General features: G+C 45.8%; 17 protein-coding genes. 6 read left to right on the forward strand and 11 right to left on the reverse strand.

Going from position 1 to position 20,702, the window contains the following annotated elements:
- Positions 1-46: 46 nt before the first annotated feature.
- Positions 47-1,684 carry a hypothetical protein gene (locus HQN90_RS21620; RefSeq protein ID WP_173222509.1) on the reverse strand — a complete coding sequence of 546 codons (1,638 nt, stop codon included), beginning with the start codon at positions 1,682-1,684 and terminating at the stop codon, positions 47-49.
- Positions 1,685-1,881: 197 nt separating this feature from the next.
- Between HQN90_RS21620 and HQN90_RS21625 the strand changes: the two genes are divergently transcribed.
- From HQN90_RS21625 to HQN90_RS21645, 5 genes are all read left to right on the forward strand, one after another.
- Complete coding sequence (locus tag HQN90_RS21625) at positions 1,882-3,654, forward strand: sensor histidine kinase (protein ID WP_173222511.1); 1,773 nt, start codon at positions 1,882-1,884, stop codon at positions 3,652-3,654.
- On the forward strand, positions 3,632-5,236 hold the full coding sequence (locus HQN90_RS21630; RefSeq protein WP_173222513.1) for a response regulator: 1,605 nt from the start codon (positions 3,632-3,634) through the stop codon (positions 5,234-5,236). Before HQN90_RS21625 ends, HQN90_RS21630 begins: the two co-directional genes overlap by 23 nt.
- 160 nt (positions 5,237-5,396) lie before the next feature.
- Positions 5,397-6,353 carry an ABC transporter permease gene (locus HQN90_RS21635; protein WP_246362716.1) on the forward strand — a complete coding sequence of 319 codons (957 nt, stop codon included), beginning with the start codon at positions 5,397-5,399 and terminating at the stop codon, positions 6,351-6,353.
- Between the two features lie 10 nt (positions 6,354-6,363).
- Complete coding sequence (locus HQN90_RS21640) at positions 6,364-7,233, forward strand: carbohydrate ABC transporter permease (RefSeq protein ID WP_173222515.1); 870 nt, start codon at positions 6,364-6,366, stop codon at positions 7,231-7,233.
- A 67-nt stretch (positions 7,234-7,300) separates the two neighbouring features.
- Positions 7,301-8,857, forward strand: coding sequence for a type 2 periplasmic-binding domain-containing protein (locus HQN90_RS21645; protein ID WP_173222517.1), 1,557 nt, complete (start codon positions 7,301-7,303; stop codon positions 8,855-8,857).
- Positions 8,858-9,200: 343 nt separating this feature from the next.
- On the opposite strand, the gene HQN90_RS21650 is transcribed toward HQN90_RS21645, so the two are convergent.
- The 10 genes from HQN90_RS21650 to ilvB form a co-directional block, all read right to left on the reverse strand.
- On the reverse strand, positions 9,201-9,578 hold the full coding sequence (locus HQN90_RS21650; RefSeq protein WP_173222519.1) for a glycine cleavage system protein H: 378 nt from the start codon (positions 9,576-9,578) through the stop codon (positions 9,201-9,203).
- A gap of 81 nt (positions 9,579-9,659) precedes the next feature.
- Positions 9,660-10,208 carry a peroxiredoxin gene (locus tag HQN90_RS21655; RefSeq protein WP_079414036.1) on the reverse strand — a complete coding sequence of 183 codons (549 nt, stop codon included), beginning with the start codon at positions 10,206-10,208 and terminating at the stop codon, positions 9,660-9,662.
- A gap of 171 nt (positions 10,209-10,379) precedes the next feature.
- Complete coding sequence (gene leuB, locus HQN90_RS21660) at positions 10,380-11,459, reverse strand: 3-isopropylmalate dehydrogenase (RefSeq protein WP_173222521.1); 1,080 nt, start codon at positions 11,457-11,459, stop codon at positions 10,380-10,382.
- A gap of 152 nt (positions 11,460-11,611) precedes the next feature.
- Entirely contained in the window at positions 11,612-12,457 is an 846-nt protein-coding gene (locus HQN90_RS21665) for a VanW family protein (protein WP_173222523.1), read from the reverse strand.
- Positions 12,454-12,723, reverse strand: a complete 270-nt coding sequence (locus HQN90_RS21670; RefSeq protein ID WP_173222525.1) for a hypothetical protein — start codon at positions 12,721-12,723, stop codon at positions 12,454-12,456. The genes HQN90_RS21665 and HQN90_RS21670 overlap by 4 nt, the downstream gene beginning before the upstream one ends.
- Positions 12,724-12,834: 111 nt before the next feature.
- Positions 12,835-14,031: an aminotransferase-like domain-containing protein gene (locus tag HQN90_RS21675; RefSeq protein WP_173222527.1), complete on the reverse strand. Its 1,197-nt coding sequence runs from the start codon at positions 14,029-14,031 to the stop codon at positions 12,835-12,837.
- Positions 14,032-14,105: 74 nt separating this feature from the next.
- Positions 14,106-15,653, reverse strand: coding sequence for a 2-isopropylmalate synthase (locus HQN90_RS21680; protein ID WP_173222529.1), 1,548 nt, complete (start codon positions 15,651-15,653; stop codon positions 14,106-14,108).
- A gap of 328 nt (positions 15,654-15,981) precedes the next feature.
- A complete protein-coding gene (gene ilvC, locus HQN90_RS21685) occupies positions 15,982-16,974 on the reverse strand; it encodes a ketol-acid reductoisomerase (protein ID WP_079414041.1) in 993 nt (330 codons plus the stop codon).
- A 193-nt stretch (positions 16,975-17,167) separates the two neighbouring features.
- On the reverse strand, positions 17,168-17,659 hold the full coding sequence (gene ilvN / locus HQN90_RS21690; protein ID WP_079414042.1) for an acetolactate synthase small subunit: 492 nt from the start codon (positions 17,657-17,659) through the stop codon (positions 17,168-17,170).
- On the reverse strand, positions 17,656-19,401 hold the full coding sequence (gene ilvB, locus HQN90_RS21695; protein WP_079414043.1) for a biosynthetic-type acetolactate synthase large subunit: 1,746 nt from the start codon (positions 19,399-19,401) through the stop codon (positions 17,656-17,658). The genes ilvN and ilvB overlap by 4 nt, the downstream gene beginning before the upstream one ends.
- A gap of 715 nt (positions 19,402-20,116) precedes the next feature.
- Here ilvB and HQN90_RS21700 point away from each other — a divergent pair.
- Entirely contained in the window at positions 20,117-20,701 is a 585-nt protein-coding gene (locus HQN90_RS21700) for a TetR/AcrR family transcriptional regulator (RefSeq protein WP_173222579.1), read from the forward strand.
- The last annotated feature ends 1 nt before the right edge of the window (position 20,702 follow it).

Here is a 20,702-nt window from a genome sequence, read left to right on the forward strand (position 1 = left end):
TATTTATCGAAATTATGCGATATCCAATGAAAATAAGTTCACTTAATCAGTCAATCCCTGTCCCTGTTCGTTCCGTTGATAGAATCGTTCCATTCACTTCCTCATCCTGTAGTAAAGGCATGTCGACGCCTTCAAACGTATTGCCGATGAGACAAACGTGATGTGCATCAATGGCGTGAACGCCAATTTCCGAATTCTTCATGATATTGTTCATAATGATGATATCTGTATTGAATTTGCCGCTGAAGCCCGCAGATTTAATACCGATACAACCGGATGCGCCATATCTCGGAAAAAATCCGCAATTGTCAAATTCGCAATCCTTGATCACAATATCCGTCGCGTGTCCGCCTTCCGAGTGCACAGGCAGCTCGGCGCCTAACAAAATACCGGGATTCATTGTATTCTTATATTTGCAATTGAGAATGAGCAGATGGTCATACCTGACTAGATGACCCGCTCCGGCAATATTCGTAAATTGCGAATCTTTGCAGATGTAGCGATCCGGCTCCCAACAGGATGCGGTTCCCAGCATTCCCGTTTGTGCCATGTCAGGCAAAGGCTGCTCGAACCAAATGCGATAATAATGTCCTCGCTCTCCTTTTCCCTCATGCTGCCACTTGGATATAGACAATGGATAAATGTCCTCCTCATGCCATAACTCGACGACACTGCCAATTTCCAGACTAGCAAATGTATGCTTGCAGAAAAAGACGGCCTCATGCCTGCTTTCAATCCGGCTAAGCTCCAGCCAAGTACTGTGCATATTCTGTCCATCCATTCGCACGCCTTCAATGATCATCTCGTTAATAAAGATATCTCCGCTGCATTTGAACAATTTCCAGGCATCGCGGGGAGCCGTGAATAAACGGTTCCCATCCGGCTGAAAGATGATACGATCGGCATGGATTCCCTTGCAAGATTCGGTTAACATGCAAAATCCGTTTGCATTAAACGTCCTTAAATTCAATAATTTCAATTGATTGCATCTTGCAAAATAGGTTTGAAAATCCGTTTGCGCGCCTTGATGCCAAGACAGGTGTTCGCCGACGTGCACTTTGGAAGCGACATCGGCGCTTTGTAGCCTTAACTGATTAGGTCCCACTAGTTCCCAAAGTGCCCCAGCGCCGCCTCCATACGTAACACTCTCCCCTGTTAACGCTCCTGTCTCCGGATCGAAACGGTTCATACAATAGCAGCCCATATGATCCGAGCAAGGGTTGCCCTCGAACACTTCTACCCAAATATGAGTGTCGTCTTTACGCAGCACAACTCCGGCCGATGCGAACTCCGGCTCGCGGGTAAAGGCGATATTTTTCACGGTTAGCTGATCGCAATCCTCGCACCATAGAATGGCCGGGAGGTAGCTGTGAACTTGTCCATTATTAGAACCAACAAGCACAGTTGCGGGGTTGCCTTGTTCGTCGGTAGCGCCTAGCAAGGTCAGGCTTCGCACTCCTTGGATAACGATATGGCACATCTTGCTGTCTTGCTTGGAGCTTCCAGCATCATGTTCAAAGCCATCTGTCCTGAATGTGATCTCACTCTGAAGGATATAGCGGCGCGGCTCAAATACAACGAAGCCTGCGTTCGTCTCCACTGCCCTTTGGATCGCTGCCCGAATGGCAGCCGCATCATCTTGTCCTTGGAAGTCTTTTACATAAATTGCGTCTTGAGTCATCATCCTTTTACCCGCCTTTATCTGAATTTTAAAAACAGTATAGGGCGTTCGAAGTGAAAAAAACATAAAATATCACATGATAATTTGAGGTATATGGCGGAATCATCGAAATTTGCTATATTTAGCATGATAGTGACTGTTTTTTGTCGTATACGTAGATATAATCAACTACATAACCTCCCTGAAGGAGCTAACCCGCAATGAGTCGAGCAAGAGCAATGCTAAGAAAATTAAGGATCACGCCAAAAATTTTTCTGCTTACGTTTGTTTGTTTCGAACTGCTTACTCTTTTGATGGCCTTTTCGTTCAATCGGCATTCCTCCGAAATTCTAGTGAAATCGCAAATGGGATATGCTCGGCAAGCTGTTCAAAAGTCAAACCGGTATTTGGATTCGAATTTGCAAAATATACGCACAACAATGAGTTCAATTGTGAATGACAGCAGGCTGCAAAATGGGGACTACAAGCAGTTGGAGAAGTGGATGTCGGGCAGCCTGCTTTATTTGACGCCTAATCTCAGCAACGTTCATTTCATCTCCGGAGATGAAGTGCTCGCCAGTACATCTACCCATAGCTGGGATGTGTTCAGCGACCCGGTCATCACGCGGATCTTGTCGGACGCTACCCGTGCAGAACCTTCTTGGGTAGGACCTTACCATTCCAATGTATCGGGATATACGATCACGTATGTGTTCCCGACTACCCTAACGAATGGCCGTTCCGGCTTCCTGCTCGCAGATATTAGCCTAGACAGGCTGTATTACACGTTATTTCCGGAAGAAACGCAAGATGTCATGGAGAATCTCATTATTCTGGACAAATCGCTCCACCCTGTTATGGGCAAAGCTCCTTATGTTCGCTTCGACTATGTCGACAAGCAATACAATCTCACTGGATTTGATCCTTCCATCCTGCATTCCGATTGGGGACAGATGGAGATTGCCGGTTCTGCCGACAAGGACAGCATCATTGTAACTAGAGGGTACAATACCATCGTTCAATGGCAGCTTGTGATGGTCATGAACAAGCGCGAGCTGTTGGAGCCTCTGAAACAATCGGTCGCCTTTACTTGGCAGCTTACGATTATTTGTTTTCTGCTGTCCCTCGGCTTGTCACTGCTGTTAACCGTAATCATTTCTGGCCCGATTAAGAAAATGACCAAATTTGTACAAAGAGTCGGAGAAGGGGAGTTAGATACCTATATCGCGATCAAAACGGAAGATGAGATCGGCTACTTGGCTGTGCAGTTCAATCTTATGACCAAAAAAATGGCACAGTTGATCGTGGATTTAAAGCATAGCGAAGAGCAAAAGAAGCTTTCTGACTTCCGCGCCTTGCATGCCCAAATCAAGCCGCATTTTCTGTATAATACTTTGAACACGATCTCCATGCTTGGACGGCGGGGCGATATGGAGAAGATGGACAGTTTAATTTCCGCGTTGTCCAACCAACTGCATTATGCCCTAGATAATTCCCCCGATCCGGTTAAAGTTCGAGAAGAACTGATTACGATTGAGAATTATTTGGAATTAATGAAAATTCGGTACCCGAATAAATGTGAATTTCAATTCGATATGGACCCGCTATCCCTGGAATATAAGCTGCCAAAGTTCATTCTTCAGCCGCTTGTCGAAAATGCCATTTTTCACGGGATTGTTCCCAAACCTACAGGGGGGAGCGTCTACATTGCCACTATGGTCGATCATGATTATTGGGAAATATTAATTGAAGATAACGGAATTGGCATGAATGCTGAAACTCTGCACGCCCTTACGGAGAAGCTGCGGCGCAAAGGGACGGTTTTTGAAAATGCGGAGCATATCGGTATTCTCAATGTTCATGAACGATTCCAGCTTATGTTCGGCGATGCCTATCAGCTTACGATCGACAGTCAACCTCATATCGGTACGAAAGTTTGGATAAAGCTTCCTAAAGAAAGGATAGATCCCGGTGAAGCGTCTTTTATTGATTGATGATGAATTCATGGCAAGGCAGCATATCAAAGAGGCTTTTCCCTGGGAGGAATGGGGATATACGATTGTAGGTGAAGCCACGAACGGAGTGGAGGCGCAGGCGGCAGTTGAAGCGCTTGATCCCGACATTGCGTTAATTGACATTACCATGCCTGTAATGGACGGCTTGACGCTGCTCAAGCATATGAACACCCGTTTCCCCCATACGAAATGCGTGATCCTCACGGCGCACCGGGAGTTTAGCTATATTAACCAAGCGATGCAGAATGGAGCAGTCGGATATATTCTCAAATCGCCGATCAATCTGACGGAAACGAAAGCAGCCTTGGACAAGGCTTTAAAGGAATCAGAGAAAGATTCCCAAATTTTATCGGCCTCTCAGAATCGCAAGACGATTCAAAGCAACAGTTATCCGCTCAGGAAACATTTTTTTCAGCAGCTGCTTACGGGTTTATATGTGAATGATGATGAAATTACCCAGCGCGCTAATGATATTGGGGCACAATTGAAATTTGCTTCCTTCCTTCTGCTTACCGTTGAAGTGGATGGTTTGGCAGGCGTATACAGCCTTTACTCCAACAACGATCGAATGCTCATTGAATTCAGCATGCTGGAGATTATTCGTGAATCCTTGCTGGAGCTATTGCCTGTGAAGATTGAAATTTTTCCTCTTGAGTTCGGGAGACTAACATTGATGGTTTGCACGAATGAAAAGCAGTTGGATAAAGAGAGCTGCATGGAGATCTGTTTACGCCTGGAACAGGCGATTCAGCCGCAATTGGAGAAGTATTTGGATGTAACAGTGAAGCTGGCCGCAAGCGAAGGGTTCCACCGCCCTAGTCAAATTCGCACGATGTTTAGACAGACGGAAGGTTTGTTTATTTATCGATTTTATCAGGAGAAACCCAGAACAATTGTCACCTATGGCCTTCGTCCTTTTCGCCAAATGAGCAGTGATCAATGGGATATTTTGCAAACGATGACGACGCCTTTGGAAGAAGTAAGGCCCTATGAGTTCCATGTGAAAACGATGGATAAGATTCAATCCTACCTGATTCAAATGAATCCATGTCCCACAGATGTGATCAACTGGTTTATCTCCTTGCAGGTCAGTTTGAATAAGGCTGCTTATTTGTCTGAATGGCCTGACTTTAAGCGGGCTGCTTATCTTGGCGAGGCGACAAAGCTCCTGCTGGCTTGGTTGCAGAAACGGGATCGAGTCGCTGGCGAAGCCATTGCCGTTCGGCCTGAAATCGCTCGCGCCATTCAGTACATTCGTCAGCATCTTGGAGATGAGCTCACGGTAGATGCAATATCGGCGGAGTCGGGATTCAGCACCTCGCATTTCAGCCATATTTTCAAAAAAGAAGTGGGGATGTCGGTCATTGACTACGTGCTGGAACAACGGATTGAATTGGCCAAAAAATACTTATCGGAAGGGAAATTCCGAAACTATGAATTGTCTGAAAAAGTCGGTTTTCAGCATTACTCTTATTTCTCCAATATTTTCAAGAAAATGACGGGCGTGAGTCCGAATGAGTACAAACGTTCTTTGAAAAATGTGATTACGCAATCAGAGTAGATAGATTTCCGCCTGGTCCTGTCGATTTGTCGCAGGGCTTTTTATTTTTTCATGCTGCCTCTCAGTTGAATACTTCAAGAAATCGATTGATTATTCATATCACACGATGTGCTCCCCATGTAAACTAAGGATAGTCAAAATGGAGAAAGGAAGACACATCATGGGAATTTCGTTGGAACACGAACAGCCGACAGTTGTCACAACGATGCAAAGAAGGAATGAAAGCAGACGGCACTTCGCCAAGCATAAATGGTTGTATATCTTTTTAATTCCGGGCTGCGCGTATCTGCTCATCTTCAAGTATATCCCCATTTTCGGGATTGTTATTGCTTTTCAGGATTTCAGTCTCGTGAAGGGAATATGGAACAGCGAATGGGTAGGACTGGAAAATTTTCAATATTTATTTCAGTCCAAAGATTTCTATGTTGTGCTTCGCAATACGTTAATACTGAGCAGCTATCAGTTAATTTGCGGATTTCCGGCACCGATTATTTTGGCAATCATGCTGAATGAAGTCAGACATATGGCTTTCAAGCGCGTGTCCCAAACGATTCTGTATTTGCCTCACTTCATTTCTTGGGTAGTCTTGGCCGGTATGATCATTAATTTCTTGTCGCCTTCCACTGGTGCTGTTAATCATATCATAACGGCTTTTGGCTACAAGCCAATTCCGTTTTTGCTTGAGCCGCAGTATTTCCGAAGCATTATCGTATCAGCGGATGTATGGAAAGGAATCGGGTGGGGAACTATCATTTATCTAGCCGCCATGACGGGCATTGATACGTCCCTTTATGAAGCGGCCAAAATGGATGGGGCAAGCCGGATCAAGCAAATTGTCCATATTACTTTGCCTGGCCTACTTCCAACTATTGTTATTCTCCTCGTCCTTCAACTCGGGCATATCCTGGATAATGGGTTTGAACAAGTATTTCTTCTATACAATCCTTCTACATACGAAGTTGCGGATGTGCTGGAAACGTATACGTATCGAATCGGGTTAATTGATGGAAGGCTGTCCTTCTCTGCTGCGGTTGGTTTGTTTAAAGCAGCAGTCGGGTTTGTATTAGTACTCGGAGCGAATCGAATCGCCAAACTGTTCGGTCAAAACATCTGGTAGGTGAATCAAGATGACAAAAAAAATGGAAGCAATCGATTTAATCAACTACACGCTGCTAACACTCATAACGCTTGCTATGCTGTATCCTTTTCTGAACGTTGCCAGTGTATCGCTCAGCTCTTATGATGCCTATATCAGCCATCCGTTAATGCTCTGGCCGCATGATTTTAGCTTGTCGTCCTACAAGGAAATTATGTCTCGTCCTATCTTGTGGAGCAGCTACTTGAACACTGTTATTATTACGACAATAGGCGTGTTTGGAAGTTTAGTCTTATATGTGTTGATGGGATATCCGTTGTCCAAAAAAATTCTCAAGGGCAGAAGCTTTATTATCGTTGCGATCATTTTCACGATGTTGTTTAACGGTGGAATCATACCTAATTATTACTTAATGCGTTCCTTAGGTCTTCTGGATACTTTAGCTGCACTCATATTGCCATCGTTATTTTCGGGATTCAATCTCATTTTGATGAAGAGTTTCATTGAATCGCTGCCGGAAGAGCTAGAGGAAGCAGCCAGCATAGATGGTGCATCCTACCCTTACATTTTGCTGCGCATTATCGTCCCGCTTTCCAAACCAATTCTTGCTACGTTAGCTTTATTTGGAGCCGTAGGATACTGGAACAACTTTTTTAATGCCGTTTTGTATATTCAATCGGATTCGAAATGGCCTCTGATGCTCTACCTGAGAGAAGTGATTGAAGCAGCGAGTATGATGGCTTTGAATGCCAATACGGCAGAGCTTGGCGCTAACTCCGTAACGTCTGAAACGCTGCAATATGCAACATTAATGCTTGTCATGATCCCCATATTACTCGTTTATCCGTTTTTGCAGAAATATTTTGTAAAAGGCATGCTGCTTGGATCTGTCAAAGGCTAAGATGATTCTGGAAATTTTCCATTGATCATACACAATTCTAAATTAAACTAGTATAGGAGATGAGAACATGAGTCGTCAAAAAAGAGGGGTATTGACCAGTTTAGTTAGTCTAACGGCGATAAGTTTGCTTGTTGCAGGTTGTGGAAGCAGTACAGGCAGCACTACGCCTTCGGCTGCTCCAACGAATCAGGCTAAGGATCCAGTCTCTCTTAAAATCATGGGTAACTACGATTCACCGACGCTATCGGAAGCGGACCAAAAGTTTGTTAAATCTTTGGAAGTGAAAAACAACGTGAAGATTCAATTCGATATCCCGCCAATAACGGGGTATGCAGAAAGACTGCAGCTGATGCTAGCCTCCGGTTCCTATCCCGACTTAGTATTTTTCCCGGGTACCACAGATGTTAGCTTCCAAAACGCAGTGAAAGACGGGATTCTCTTACCTGTCAATGCGTACATTGATAAATTTCCTGAGCTTAAAAAGTATACGTATCAAACTGCACTAGATTCACTTAAAGTTAAAAACGATGGCGACATTTACGGTATTCCAAGAACTTCCATTCTTCGCAATGACGGATTTTGGGTTAGAAATGATTGGTTACAAAACGTAGGCGTTACGGTTCCGGCAGACGGTCAAGTTACAATTGAGCAGTTTGAAGATATTTTGAAAAAATTCACGTTTAATGATCCTGACAAAAACGGTAAAAATGATACGTACGGATATGCAGGATATGTTAACGTACAAACAAAAGTGTTTGAACCTGTTCTGACTGGCCCATTTGGTGCGTTAGGTTGGCAAGAAAGCAAAAATGGCAATTATAAATACATGGATTCCAAATATGATACTAGCACTACAAGTTACAAAGATGCTTTAGCATTTACGGCTAAGCTTTATAAAGAAGGCGTATTCGATCCGGATTCAGCTACGAATGACGATACGAAGAGCAGAGAACGTTTCTGGCGCGGTATGACAGGTGTATACCCAGGATTTGCTGGTCACTATACGTGGCATTTGCCAGAAATCCAAAAGCAAACACCAAGTGCGGATCTTACCTACATTTGGGTAAAAGGAGCAGACGGCAAAATACTTAACGCGGGAGCAACAGGCGCCACAGGGGCTTGGGGGTTCTGGGCTATTACCAAAACGTCCAAAAGCCCACTAAAAGCAGCTGAGCTTCTGAATTCATGGATCACTGACGATACGTGGACAATCGTTAAAGATGGTTATGAAGGAAATGACTACACCGTTAAAGACGGTCAAAAGGTAGGCATTACGCCTCTGCCAAAAGATTATGTTCGTACGAACACGATGAGACGGGCTTACGATGAATCCTTCTTTATTAAAGTCGGTACGCCACAAGCCATTGTAGACAAAATTAAACCATGGCTGAAAACCGCAGTTGAAACAGCTGTTGTATCCAAAGATCTTGGTTATGTGCCTGAAGCTGCCAAAAAACCAAACTACCAGGACTACAAAAAAACGTGGGATCAAACCATTATGAAAATCATTATGGGCAAAGAACCGGTCGACAAATTCACAGAACTTCAAAGCGGTTGGTATAAAAATGGCGGCGATGAGTACGCCAAGCAAATGAACGACTATATCGCCAGCTTGAAAAAATAACGCTAGCAATGCGAAGCTGCCCTCAAGGTAGATTGATCACTTGAGGGCAGCTTCTTTGTATTGAAATTATAAAGCGAACTGTGGCTTGAGCTGGCGTAAGCTGGCCGTTTGCCTCAGATTCTTACGTTTCACATATTCCTGCGATTATGCAGGTTTTTCGTCTTGGGAATAGGCAAAATCATGAAAATCATGCGATTATGCATCCTTTCGCGACCTTTTTTCGATTCCAGGACGTAAAACCTTAAAAAGCCTGCACAATCGCAGGCTTTCTGATGTTTTTACACGATTTGATCGATAAAGCCTGCATTTACGCAGGTTTTTCAAAACAGATGAGTTGCGGACCCTATTCACTTTCAACTTGATAAGAATTCGCATCCCAGAGCTGTTCCAGCTCCGATGCCTGACTCCACTGAATCGCGAATAGCCATCCTTTGTCATAGGGAGATTCATTCAGCAGTTGTGAGGCTCGCTCTAGTAGAATATTCACAGCGGTTATTTTCCCTGATAAGGGAGAATGCAGATCATGCTCGTTGTCCACAGTCTCTAGCGAGCCTATGAACTCGTTTTGCTTGACTATTGCTTCCCGCTCTGGCAATTCAATATAAAGAATCATCCCTAGTTTCTCCAGGCCACTCTCGGTTAATCCAATAACAGCCCGATCCCCTTCTTGGCGGATCCAGAAATGATCTCTTGTATACTTCAAATTCGCAGGTACCGACATCTCTGTTCTCCTTCAAGAAGAAAAGCTCCTCGGCCCGCATTCGCATGCCAACCTGAGGAGCTTCTCTGTATGGTCTAAAGCTTATTTTACAACCAGGTTTTTGTCGCCTGGTTTCCAGTTCATTGGGCACAATCCGCCGGATTGAAGCGCTTGAAGCACACGAAGTGTTTCTTCTACGCTGCGGCCTACATCGTTGTGGTTAACAACTTCGTATTTCAGTTCGCCTTCTGGATCGATGATGAAAAGACCGCGAAGCGCGATACCTTCTTCTTCAATCAGAACGCCGTAGTCACGAGCTACGGATTTCGTGATGTCAGCAGCAAGAGGGAATTCCAATTTGCCAAGACCGTTGTCGTTGATTGGTGTGTTGATCCATGCTTTGTGAGTATGGATACTGTCGATGGAAACACCTAGAATTTCAGTGTCCAATTCTTTGAATTGAGCAGCTGCATGACTAAGTGCTGTGATTTCTGTTGGACATACGAATGTGAAGTCCAATGGGTAGAAGAAAAGAACTAACCATTTTCCTTTGTAATCAGACAAAGATGCTTTACCAAATTCTTTACCGTCGCCTGTAGCTGTCTCCATTGTAAAATCAGGAGCTTGTTTACCAACTAAACGCTCTGCCATGTATAATTCCTCCTCAAATCTATCTTATTCGTATAAAATGGTAACATCCGTCTACTTGAAAGTCAATAATTAGATCCAATACTACCTAATAATTATTTTAATATATGAAAGGTTCAAAAAAAGCTCGCTCTCCGAAGCATCGGATGCCTCGGCAAAGCAAGCTTATTTTTACTATTTACGCATAGCGTCTACGATTAATTGGCCCATTGCCAGTGTTCCAATCGCTGTGCTCTTATCTACAGCGATGTCGCCTGTACGGTGACCTGCATCCAATACTTCTTTCACTGCGCGCTCGATGGAATCCGCTGCTTCGTGGTAACCGAACGTCAGACGGAACATCAAAGCAACAGAAAGGATCGTTGCGATTGGGTTGGAAATACCTTGGCCAGCGATATCAGGCGCAGAGCCGTGTACCGGCTCGTACAAGCCGAAGCTGCCTTCGCCAAGAGAAGCGGAAGCCAACATACCGATGGAGCCTGTCAGCATCGCTGCTTCATCGCTCAAGATGTCGCCGAACATGTTTTCCGTTACGATAACGTCGAAGCTGGATGGACGACGAAGCAATTGCATCGCACAGTTGTCCACGAGCACGTGCTCAAGCTCAACATCCGGGTAGTCAACCGCAATACGGTTAACCGTTTCGCGCCATAGACGGGAAGTTTCCAGAACGTTCGCTTTGTCGACGGAAGCAAGCTTCTTACGGCGCGTTTGAGCAATTTCAAACGCTTGACGAGCAATACGCTCAATTTCCGTTACATTATAAGCGCAAGTATCCACAGCTTCTTGACCGTTCGCTGTTTCACGACGGAATTTCTCACCGAAGTAGATCCCGCCTGTCAACTCACGAACAACGATCAAATCTGTGCCTTCCAACACTTCAGGTTTCAATGTGGAAGCTTCTTTCAAGCAGTCAAAAATGAAAGCCGGACGAATGTTCGAGAACAATCCGAGCGCTTTACGGATACCGAGCAAGCCTGTTTCAGGACGAAGCTCTTTGGAGTTGTTGTCCCATTTTGGTCCGCCAACTGCACCAAGCAGAACAGCGTCTGCGGATTGGCATACTTCCAATGTTTCTTGCGGAAGCGGTGTTCCTTTCTCATCAATCGCAATACCGCCGAACAAAGCGTGCTCTGTTTCAAATTGATAACCGAATAATTCTTCGGTACGTTTCAATACTTTTTCTGCTTCTGCAACAACTTCTGGACCAATGCCGTCTCCAGCAATGATAGCAATTTTTTTCACATCTGCCATGACTGTCATTCACTCCTTAAATTTGGAAAACTGTTTATAAGCATTTACTATCGCTATATGATGCTCTCATTGTAACATAAGATAACCTTCCTCATTAGATATAAAAGCTATTGCTTTTATAGGTTTCACCTATAAAGATGCATGAGGAAGACTTAATTAGCGGCTTCCCCCGTTTTGGCCGAACATTCGCCTTGCTCGAGCAATGGCTCGTACATCATAATCGCATGATTTTCCGTAATCCATTCGTCTCCAACCAACTCATCCTGTTGATTGTACACTTTGCGATGAATCTCATTGTGGCGAACATAACCACCCCAATATTCTCGCGTGATCCAGTGACTCCGCTCATAAATTTCATACGTATGAATCGGTGGCATTTCCGCTCGCCATTCTCCAACCAAATGTGACTCCGTTAATCGAATCGCAAGTTGATAGGTCTGCTGGGTATCATTGCGAATCTGAAGATCCAAATAATTATAAAAGCATGTAGCTCCTGTGCCAAAAGGCTGAGTCCTGCCTGCATCCGGAAATACGTCATAGCTATGACGATACCTTTCTGTCACCGTTAGCGGCGAGTGGAGAGTCATCCAATAGATTAAATTGGAAAGCTGGCATAAGCCGCCTCCAACCCCCGCTGTTACTTTACCATGAAAAAGCACCATGCCATCCTGATAGCCTTTGTGACGTGTTGTACGGCCAATTAACCGCCAATAGGAAAAGGTTTCACCTGGTCTCAAGACAATGCCATTCAACTTATTTGCCGCAAGTCTTAAATTGGTTACTTTATTATGCTGCAGCCACATATCCACATCCTTTAGTTTCCTAAGCAGCGGCGTTGTGTGCGTGAAAATGACATGAGGCAATTTCGCCTCTTGTTTCTTCTTGGCATAAGCTTTTCCGTCCAAAATCCATTGAAAATAACGCCTAAGTCGAAAGGCTTTGATACCCAAATAAATACGAACTCGGCTCCGGTATATCGGTTTAAGCGGTTCTCTCATATTTTTGAAATCACAACAGATGCTAGTATTCCCAAGATAGAGATCCAAAAGAAATAAGATTTAACAATCCTTCCCACGGATGAATCCTGAAGTTTAAACAGTTTCTTCGGACTGTGCTCCATATTCAAATCGGTCACAGCGCCATGGATCCCATCCAAGCCAGTTACCTTGGTAAATCCTTGGTTTAGCATCCCTTTTGCCACACAAGTAATCAACAATAAGACCAGGGAACCCATGAATAAATAATTAGATATCTCTATGAGCATGATGTCTTCCTCCTCGTATGATGACCTGTATTTATCATAATTTGGAAAATAATCCAAGTCAACTCATAAAAAAAAAGCACCTCAGCCTGAAGCTAAAGTGCTTTTCATTAGTTAGGCATTTTGCAGATAGGACTCCATGGCTTTCCCTAACTTCTGCATACCCAGAATCGTGTTCGCACGATCGGTATGCGTGTAGTTCAGGCGCATTGTGTTATACTGCGGATTTTCGGCGAAAAACGTAGATCCTGGAACAAAGGCTACGCCTTCTTTAACGGCAATTTTGAGCAAATCCTCAGCACGGATATGTTCTGGAAGCTCTACCCAGATAAACATGCCGCCTTTCGGCTCTTCCCATTTCAATCCAGGCCAGTTCAGCTCTGCCAGCAGACCTGACATGAACTTCATGCGATCGTGATACTGCTCACGAATCAGGGAGATATGCGCATCAAGATCAAAATTCTCTAGCAAATGATACAGTGTCTGCTGATCAATCGTGCTGGAATGCAGATCAGCCGATTGCTTGAAACGGGCAATTTGGCGGATGATCGTCTCGTCACCGATAACCCATCCTGAGCGGAACGCAGGTGCAACGGTTTTGGAGAACGTGCTCGTGTATACGACATTTCCGCCTTCTGCTTTACCGCCAAGCGAGAAAACCGTCGGGTAGCTTTCATTCTCGTCGAATTGAATCTCTCCATACGGATCATCTTCCAGAATGAGCACATCCGCGCCGCGGCAAATATCCAGCAAGCCTTGACGGCGTTCCAAACTCCATGCACGACCAGCCGGGTTGGAAAACGTAGGAATAACATAAACCATTTTCGGGTTGTACTGCTTGATTTTAGCTGACAAATCCTCAAGAATCATCCCGTCATTATCGCTGTCTACGGAGTAAATCTTGGCTCCTTTGGCTTGAAAAACTTGAATGGCAGCCAAGTAAGTCGGACTTTCCACCAAAATGATATCGCCTTCATCAATGTACACACGTGTCAGCAGATCAATCGCTTGCTGGGAACCAGTCGTCAGCAGCATCTCATCCGGAGTTACATGCATGTTCTTGGCAGCCATCCGTTTGCAAAGAGACTCACGCAGTGGCTTGTAGCCTTCTGTCAGCCCGTATTGCAGCGCGGATTTGCCGCCTTCAATAACACGTTTGAACGCATCGCTAACCGCATCCAACGGGAAAAACTCTTCCGCAGGCAATCCGCCGGCAAAAGAAATGATCGAACTGCCTTGCGTCAGCTTGAGAATTTCTCTGACTGCCGAGGATGAGAAGCCTTCCAACGATTTCGAAAATCGATATTTCATAAATGGACGCATCCTTTCACATTTGTAGAAAGCACCCCTCCTCTTGCATGGAGGCGAGGTGCTTATCCGGTTGATTATATCAACGTAACGTTGCTTCTGTTGCTGGTTGGGGTTTTGCGTTTCTCGATGAGCCTGTTCACTGCATCCAAATAAGCTTTGGCGCTTGCTTCGAGGATATCCGTCGAAATACCACGTCCTTGAACGGACACATCGTTTTGTTTCAACACAACGTGAACTTCGCCGAGCGCATCTTTCCCGTGGGAAACGGATTTGATGGAGTAGTCGTCCAGCTCCACCTCTTCCTTCGTTGCTTTGTCAATCGCATTGTAAATGGCATCAACCGAGCCGTTGCCGACTGCGCTTTCTGCGACTTCACTGCCATCTTCGAAGCGCACGTGAACAGTTGCCGTTGGCGTCATTTGGTTGCCGTACGTCACTTGAAGCGTTCCGAGTGCGAAAACTTCCGGCGTCTCGATCAACTTCTCTTCGATCAGCGCGCGAATATCCTCGTCTTCGACTTGCTTCTTGCGATCCGCCAAATCCTTGAACTTGGCGAAGGCCGTGTTCACTTGCTCGTCTCCGAGATCGTAGCCGAGGTCGATCAGCTTCTCACGGAACGCATGGCGTCCGGAGTGTTTACCCATCACGAGCTTGCTTTCCTTGACACCGATGGTCTCTGGGGAAATAATCTCGTAGGTCGTTTTCTCTTTGAGCATCCCATCCTGATGGATGCCGGACTCATGCGCGAACGCGTTGGCGCCGACGATCGCCTTATTGCCTGGCACCACCATACCAGTCAGCTTGCTGACCAAACGGCTGGTGCGGTAAATCTCTTTCAACACAAGCGAGGTCTTGGCTTGGTAGAAATCTTGGCGCGTTTCGAGCGCCATGACAACTTCCTCGATCGAGGTGTTGCCTGCGCGCTCGCCGATGCCGTTGATGGTGCCTTCGATTTGATCGGCACCATTCAGAACGGCTGCCAGCGCGTTGGCTGTAGCCATGCCGAGATCGTCATGGCAGTGCGCGCTGAGCTGAATCTTCTCGACGCCAGGCACCTGCTCCTTGACGACTTTGAAGATGTTCCCGTAATCATAAGGCGTCATAAAGCCGACGGTATCCGGAATATTGACGACAGATGCTCCGGCCTTTACAGCCATCGCCGTTACTTCAACGATGAAATCAAGCTCTGTGCGACCTGCATCCTCAAGGGAAAACTCAATTTTGCTGAAATATTTCTTCGCATATTTAATGGCAGCTTCCGCGGCTTCCAGCACTTGGTGCTTCTCCATCCGCAGCTTATGCTGGCGGTGAATCGGCGATGTTGCCAGGAATAGATGGATACAAGGGTCCACAGCGCCCTTCAGCGCTTCGCGAACAGCCTCAATATCATTCTCCCGCGAACGGGACAAACCGATGACAGAGGCATTCTTGATAGCTCTGGCAACGGCGTTAACGCCAGCCAAATCGCCTGGCGATGCCGCTGGGAAACCAGCCTCCATGCGATCGACCCCTAGCTTCTCCAGCTGCAGCGCGATTTCGACCTTCTCCTGCATATTCAGGTTCACACCTGGCGATTGCTCTCCGTCTCTGAGCGTTGTATCAAAGATGTAGATTTTGCGCACCCATGGTCACCTCCTAAAGGATTCGATTGTTCCATTAATCCTCGATAACTAACCTTGACCGTTACGTTCTTCAGCATTTGTCTCCGATCGTTTCTTGAAAACGTGTCCCCTCATCCAATTAAACAAATGGTCGGGACACGTTTTCAAATACGAACGCTACGCTTCTCCGACAAACACTGAGCCCTACACTAGGCTGTTCTTCGTAGAATTAAAAGTCACATTTATAATCTTTACTCGTCTGTATAGTATTCACAGGGAGTGATTGGGAAATTCTCCTCAATCACTCCCTGTGGAATGGTGTAGCTATGGAATTTGTCAGGATGACGAATTATTTTTTGATCCAGTGCATCATTTCGCGCAGTTCTTTACCAACCACTTCGATTGGGTGCTCTGCTTCATTGCGGCGAGTTGCGTTCATGAACGCGAAGTTGGATTGGTTTTCCAAGATGAAGTCGCGAGCGAATTTACCTTGTTGAATATCCGTAAGAACAGCTTTCATCGCTTTTTTCGTTTCAGCTGTAATGATGCGAGGTCCAGTTACATAGTCACCGTACTCAGCTGTGTTGGAGATGGAGCTGCGCATGGAAGCAAGTCCGCCTTCATACATCATGTCAACGATCAATTTCAGTTCGTGCAGACACTCGAAGTAAGCCATTTCTGGTGCATAACCAGCTTCAACCAATGTTTCGAAACCAGCTTTAACCAGTTCAGAAGCACCACCGCAAAGAACGGCTTGCTCACCGAACAAATCGGTTTCTGTTTCTTCACGGAAGGAAGTTTCGATAACCCCTGCGCGTGTACAGCCGATACCTTTTGCATAAGCAAGACCGATTGCTTTTGCGTTGCCAGTAGCGTCTTTTTCGATTGCGATCAAGCCAGGAACGCCAAAGCCTTCAACGTACGTACGACGTACCATGTGACCTGGGGATTTCGGAGCTACCAAGAATACATCTGTACCTTCAGGAGCTACGATTTGTCCGAAATGGATGTTGAAACCGTGGGAGAACATGATCGCTGCGCCTTGTTTCATGTTCGGTTGAATGGACTCACGGTATACGCGAGCTTGCGTCTCATCCGGCATCAAGATTTGGATCACGTCAGCGCGACGTGCTGCTTCTTCAACAGAAACAACTTCAAAACCATCGTTTTTCGCAGCGTTCCAAGAACGGCCTTCACGAAGTCCGATAATAACGTTCAATCCACTGTCACGCAAGTTTTGTGCTTGTGCGTGCCCTTGGGAACCGTAACCAACCACTGCAATCGTTTTACCTTTAAGTACCGCTAAGTCTGCATCTTTTTCATAATAAGTAGTAACTGCCATTCGAATAAATCCTCCTTTGATATGATGAATCCGTAATTGTCTACCCCTTGAGTGGGTGTTTCAACGATTTACCCTTCTGAAGCAAGCGAGCGCCAACATCGCCAGCGATCATCCTTTTAAAGCGCTAAAGAGTACGCCGCTGAAAGCCCCACTCAAGGAGGCTAACCTACTTTTCAACGTTGTTATGAATCTATTATCTTACTGAACCGCGAATCATGGCTGTAGCCCCTGTACGGGAAAGCTCACGAATGCCGTATGGACGAAGCAATTCAACCATAGCATCTATTTTATCTGAATCTCCGACAACTTGCACGATAATTGAAGCTGGCCCGATATCTACAACCGCTGCGCGGAACGTTTCGACAATTCCGAGAATTTCCGGACGCATAATTGGTTCTGCATTTACTTTAATAAGGGCAAGCTCTCTGGCTACCATCGGGTTCGCGCTCAGATCAACGACTTTAATGACGTCAATCAGCTTGTACAATTGCTTGGAAATTTGCTCCAGCGTATTGTCATCCCCCGTTGTTACAATCACCATCCGGGAAAGCCCGAGTTCTTCGGACTCCCCAACAGTGATGCTTTCGATATTAAAGCCACGGCGTCCGAACAATCCGGATACACGCTGCAGAACACCTGGCTGATTGTTTACGAGTACGGAAACTGTATGTTTAGTAGTTGTCATTCCGAATCCCCCATTAACATGTCACTAATTGTATCGCCGGCTTTAACCATCGGGAACACGTTCTCTCCTTTAGGTACGACGAAATCAATAACGACAGGACCTGGTGTGTCGAGTGCTTCCTGCCATGCTCTTCTAGCTTCTTCTTTCGTCGTTGCCCGCAGGCCTTTCACGCCGTAAGCTTCTGCCAGCTTTACGAAATCCGGGCTGCCAGCCAAATCAATGTGGCTGTAGCGGTTCTCGTAAATGATTTCCTGCCACTGGCGAACCATGCCGAGTACTTGGTTGTTAATAATAACAACTTTCACCGGAATGTTGTTAATCGCACAGATCGCAAGTTCTTGCGCACACATTTGAACGCCGCCATCTCCATTAATGGAAACGACGAGTTTGTCCGGGTTCCCCATTTGAGCGCCGATCGCGGATGGGAATCCGAAGCCCATCGTACCGAGTCCGCCTGAGGTAACCAATGAGCGCGGGTTTTTGAAACGATAGAATTGCGCAGCCCACATTTGGTGCTGTCCAACGTCTGTCGTGATGATCGCTTCGCCCTTGGTCGTCTCACTGATCATTTCAACAACGAATTGCGGCTTCAATTCCGTTTCGGTATCCCCGTATTTCAAAGGGAACTTCACTTTATTGTCTTGAAGCTCTGCAATCCACGCCTCGTTCTTCGCAGGCTTTGCTTTCGTATTGGCGTAAGCCAGTACGGCTTTTACGTCGCCAACGCAAGGGATATCCGTTTTCACGTTTTTGCCGATTTCCGCTGGATCCACATCGATATGCGCGATAACTTTTACTTTTGGCGCAAATCCATCTAAATTCATCGTCACACGATCATCGAATCGGGAACCGATGGAGATTAATAGATCCGCGTTTTGAATCGCCGTATTCGCTGTATAGGTTCCATGCATCCCCGGCATGCCGAGCCACAGCTCATGCGCGCTAGGGAAGCCGCTTAGGCCAAGCAAAGTTGTCGCAACCGGAATGCGAGTTTTGTTAACAAACTCAATCAGTTCCTCGGAAGCATCGGAGTAAACAACGCCGCCGCCTGCGATAATAACCGGACGCTCTGCCTCTTCAATCGCTTTGATCAGCTTATCCACTTGCAGTTTGTTTGGCTGCACCGTAGGGTTGTAGCCGCGGATGCTAACATCTGTAGCTGGTTTAAATATCGTTTTATGAGCGGAGACATCCTTTGGTATGTCAATGAGAACCGGACCCTTACGACCTGAGTTGGCAATATGGAACGCTTCATGAATGATGCGCGGCAGGTCGTTGACATCTCTAACCAAGTAGCTGTGTTTCGTAATCGGCATCGTAATACCGGTAATATCCGCCTCTTGGAAAGCATCCGTACCAATGAAGTTTGTAGCTACGTTCCCTGTAATCACGACTAACGGAACAGAATCCATATATGCAGTAGCAATTCCTGTGACGAGGTTGGTTGCCCCCGGTCCGGAAGTTGCGATACAAACACCAACTTTGCCTGTGGAACGAGCATATCCATCCGCTGCGTGAATGGCGCCTTGCTCATGTCTTGTCAACAAGTGATTAAAATCATCAAAACCATGCATCGCATCATAGATGTACAATACAGCGCCGCCAGGGTATCCAAAGACGCAGTCCACACCCTCCAGCAATAAGCTTCTCAGCAAAATTTCAGAGCCTGTAATCAGGTCTGGCTGTGTCAGCTTTTCAATCAGTTCTTCTTTGGAGCGTTTTGGTTCAGTTTGAACATTCATTGTGATCCTCCTCTCGAAAAGTCAGTTCATGTGAAACGTTAAGCTTTTTTAAAAATAAGAAAAACCCCTATTCATCCCGCACACGCAATAAGCGTGTTAAACGGGACGAAAGGGGTTCAAGCTTCCGTGGTACCACCCAAGTTTGCTACGTACTTCACAGTCCATAGCCTTAGCAGGTATGCTCATGAATGAACAATACCCTCAGCACGATAACGTGTGCTTTTCCGATTCTCCCTACGGCATGCAAATCTGCATGTTTCAGGAAAACAGCTCCGAGGTGACTTCGTACGTAAGGGATTAAGGCGATGGTTTCAGCAGGTCCAACGCTCTCTGCGCATAAGTGCCCTTATTACTTCTTCCTCTTCATAGCCGATTCATTAATGTTGCTTCAGCATCATTGAATATGATTTAGAGATAATTATATGCATCCCCCGAACATTAGTCAATAGTTTGATTAAGAAACTGATCAATAAATTGTTCCGGTTAAGAAAACATCTATCCAGCTTCACAAAAATGCATCCAGTGACACCATATGCCGCTCTCCCTCATCACGTTCAATTTCCTCTGCGGATATTCCATTATAAGCTTGACAACTAGCAGGTTTCAAAATATAGTAAACCTATCGGAATTACATTAACTGACTCGTCAGTTAAGAGAAGAGGTGTTATCACTGCCTATATCGCCGGACCAAGATCAGAACCGCCGTCAGCAGTTAATGAAAGGCGCCCTTGAGTTATTCGCACGCAAAGGTTATCACAGTACGAAAATATCTGATGTGGTTAAATCAGCCGGGGTGTCACAAGGAACTTTTTATTGGTACTTTCCAAGCAAAGAAAAGCTCGCCATCGACTTGATCGAAGAGGGTAGAGAGAAGCTAAGGAAAGTAATCGAGCAAGGCTACCGCAAGCATGCAGGTACAGTTGACGACATGATTCATTCGTCCGCCCGTCTACTGACCGATTTATTCGAATTCGCCGACGAGAACCGATATTTGATGGCGCTGCTGCTGATCAAAGGCCAAGGTACGGACCCACCGGTCCAAGAAGCCGTTTCGCAAACGTGGATCGCGTTCGAGGAAGCGTTCAAGGTCAATGTCGCGCGTGCCATCGAATTAGGCATGCTGCCCGGTTCCAAGGATTTGAATATTCGAGTCAACATACTGGTCGCATTATTTACGGGCGTGCTGTCCAAATGGCTGTTCGGGCCTATGCACGACGTCGATTTCCAGTCGCCTTATACTTCTTCCGAAATGGCCGAGGAAACGGCAAGGTTTGAAATTCGCGGTTTATTGGGAAGCTAAA

The sequence above is a fragment of the Paenibacillus alba genome, from assembly GCF_013204855.1.
Taxonomy (GTDB): domain Bacteria; phylum Bacillota; class Bacilli; order Paenibacillales; family NBRC-103111; genus Paenibacillus_E; species Paenibacillus_E alba.

Coding starts and splice junctions, on each gene's coding strand:
- HQN90_RS21620 (WP_173222509.1), bottom strand. CDS start 1,684: ATGATGACTCAAGACGCAATTTATGTAAAAGACTTCCAAGGACAAGAT.
- HQN90_RS21625 (WP_173222511.1), top strand. CDS start 1,882: ATGAGTCGAGCAAGAGCAATGCTAAGAAAATTAAGGATCACGCCAAAA.
- HQN90_RS21635 (WP_246362716.1), top strand. CDS start 5,397: ATGGGAATTTCGTTGGAACACGAACAGCCGACAGTTGTCACAACGATG.
- HQN90_RS21640 (WP_173222515.1), top strand. CDS start 6,364: ATGACAAAAAAAATGGAAGCAATCGATTTAATCAACTACACGCTGCTA.
- HQN90_RS21645 (WP_173222517.1), top strand. CDS start 7,301: ATGAGTCGTCAAAAAAGAGGGGTATTGACCAGTTTAGTTAGTCTAACG.
- HQN90_RS21650 (WP_173222519.1), bottom strand. CDS start 9,578: ATGTCGGTACCTGCGAATTTGAAGTATACAAGAGATCATTTCTGGATC.
- HQN90_RS21655 (WP_079414036.1), bottom strand. CDS start 10,208: ATGGCAGAGCGTTTAGTTGGTAAACAAGCTCCTGATTTTACAATGGAG.
- leuB (WP_173222521.1), bottom strand. CDS start 11,459: ATGGCAGATGTGAAAAAAATTGCTATCATTGCTGGAGACGGCATTGGT.
- HQN90_RS21665 (WP_173222523.1), bottom strand. CDS start 12,457: ATGAGAGAACCGCTTAAACCGATATACCGGAGCCGAGTTCGTATTTAT.
- HQN90_RS21670 (WP_173222525.1), bottom strand. CDS start 12,723: ATGCTCATAGAGATATCTAATTATTTATTCATGGGTTCCCTGGTCTTA.
- HQN90_RS21675 (WP_173222527.1), bottom strand. CDS start 14,031: ATGAAATATCGATTTTCGAAATCGTTGGAAGGCTTCTCATCCTCGGCA.
- ilvC (WP_079414041.1), bottom strand. CDS start 16,974: ATGGCAGTTACTACTTATTATGAAAAAGATGCAGACTTAGCGGTACTT.
- ilvN (WP_079414042.1), bottom strand. CDS start 17,659: ATGACAACTACTAAACATACAGTTTCCGTACTCGTAAACAATCAGCCA.
- ilvB (WP_079414043.1), bottom strand. CDS start 19,401: ATGAATGTTCAAACTGAACCAAAACGCTCCAAAGAAGAACTGATTGAA.
- HQN90_RS21700 (WP_173222579.1), top strand. CDS start 20,117: ATGAAAGGCGCCCTTGAGTTATTCGCACGCAAAGGTTATCACAGTACG.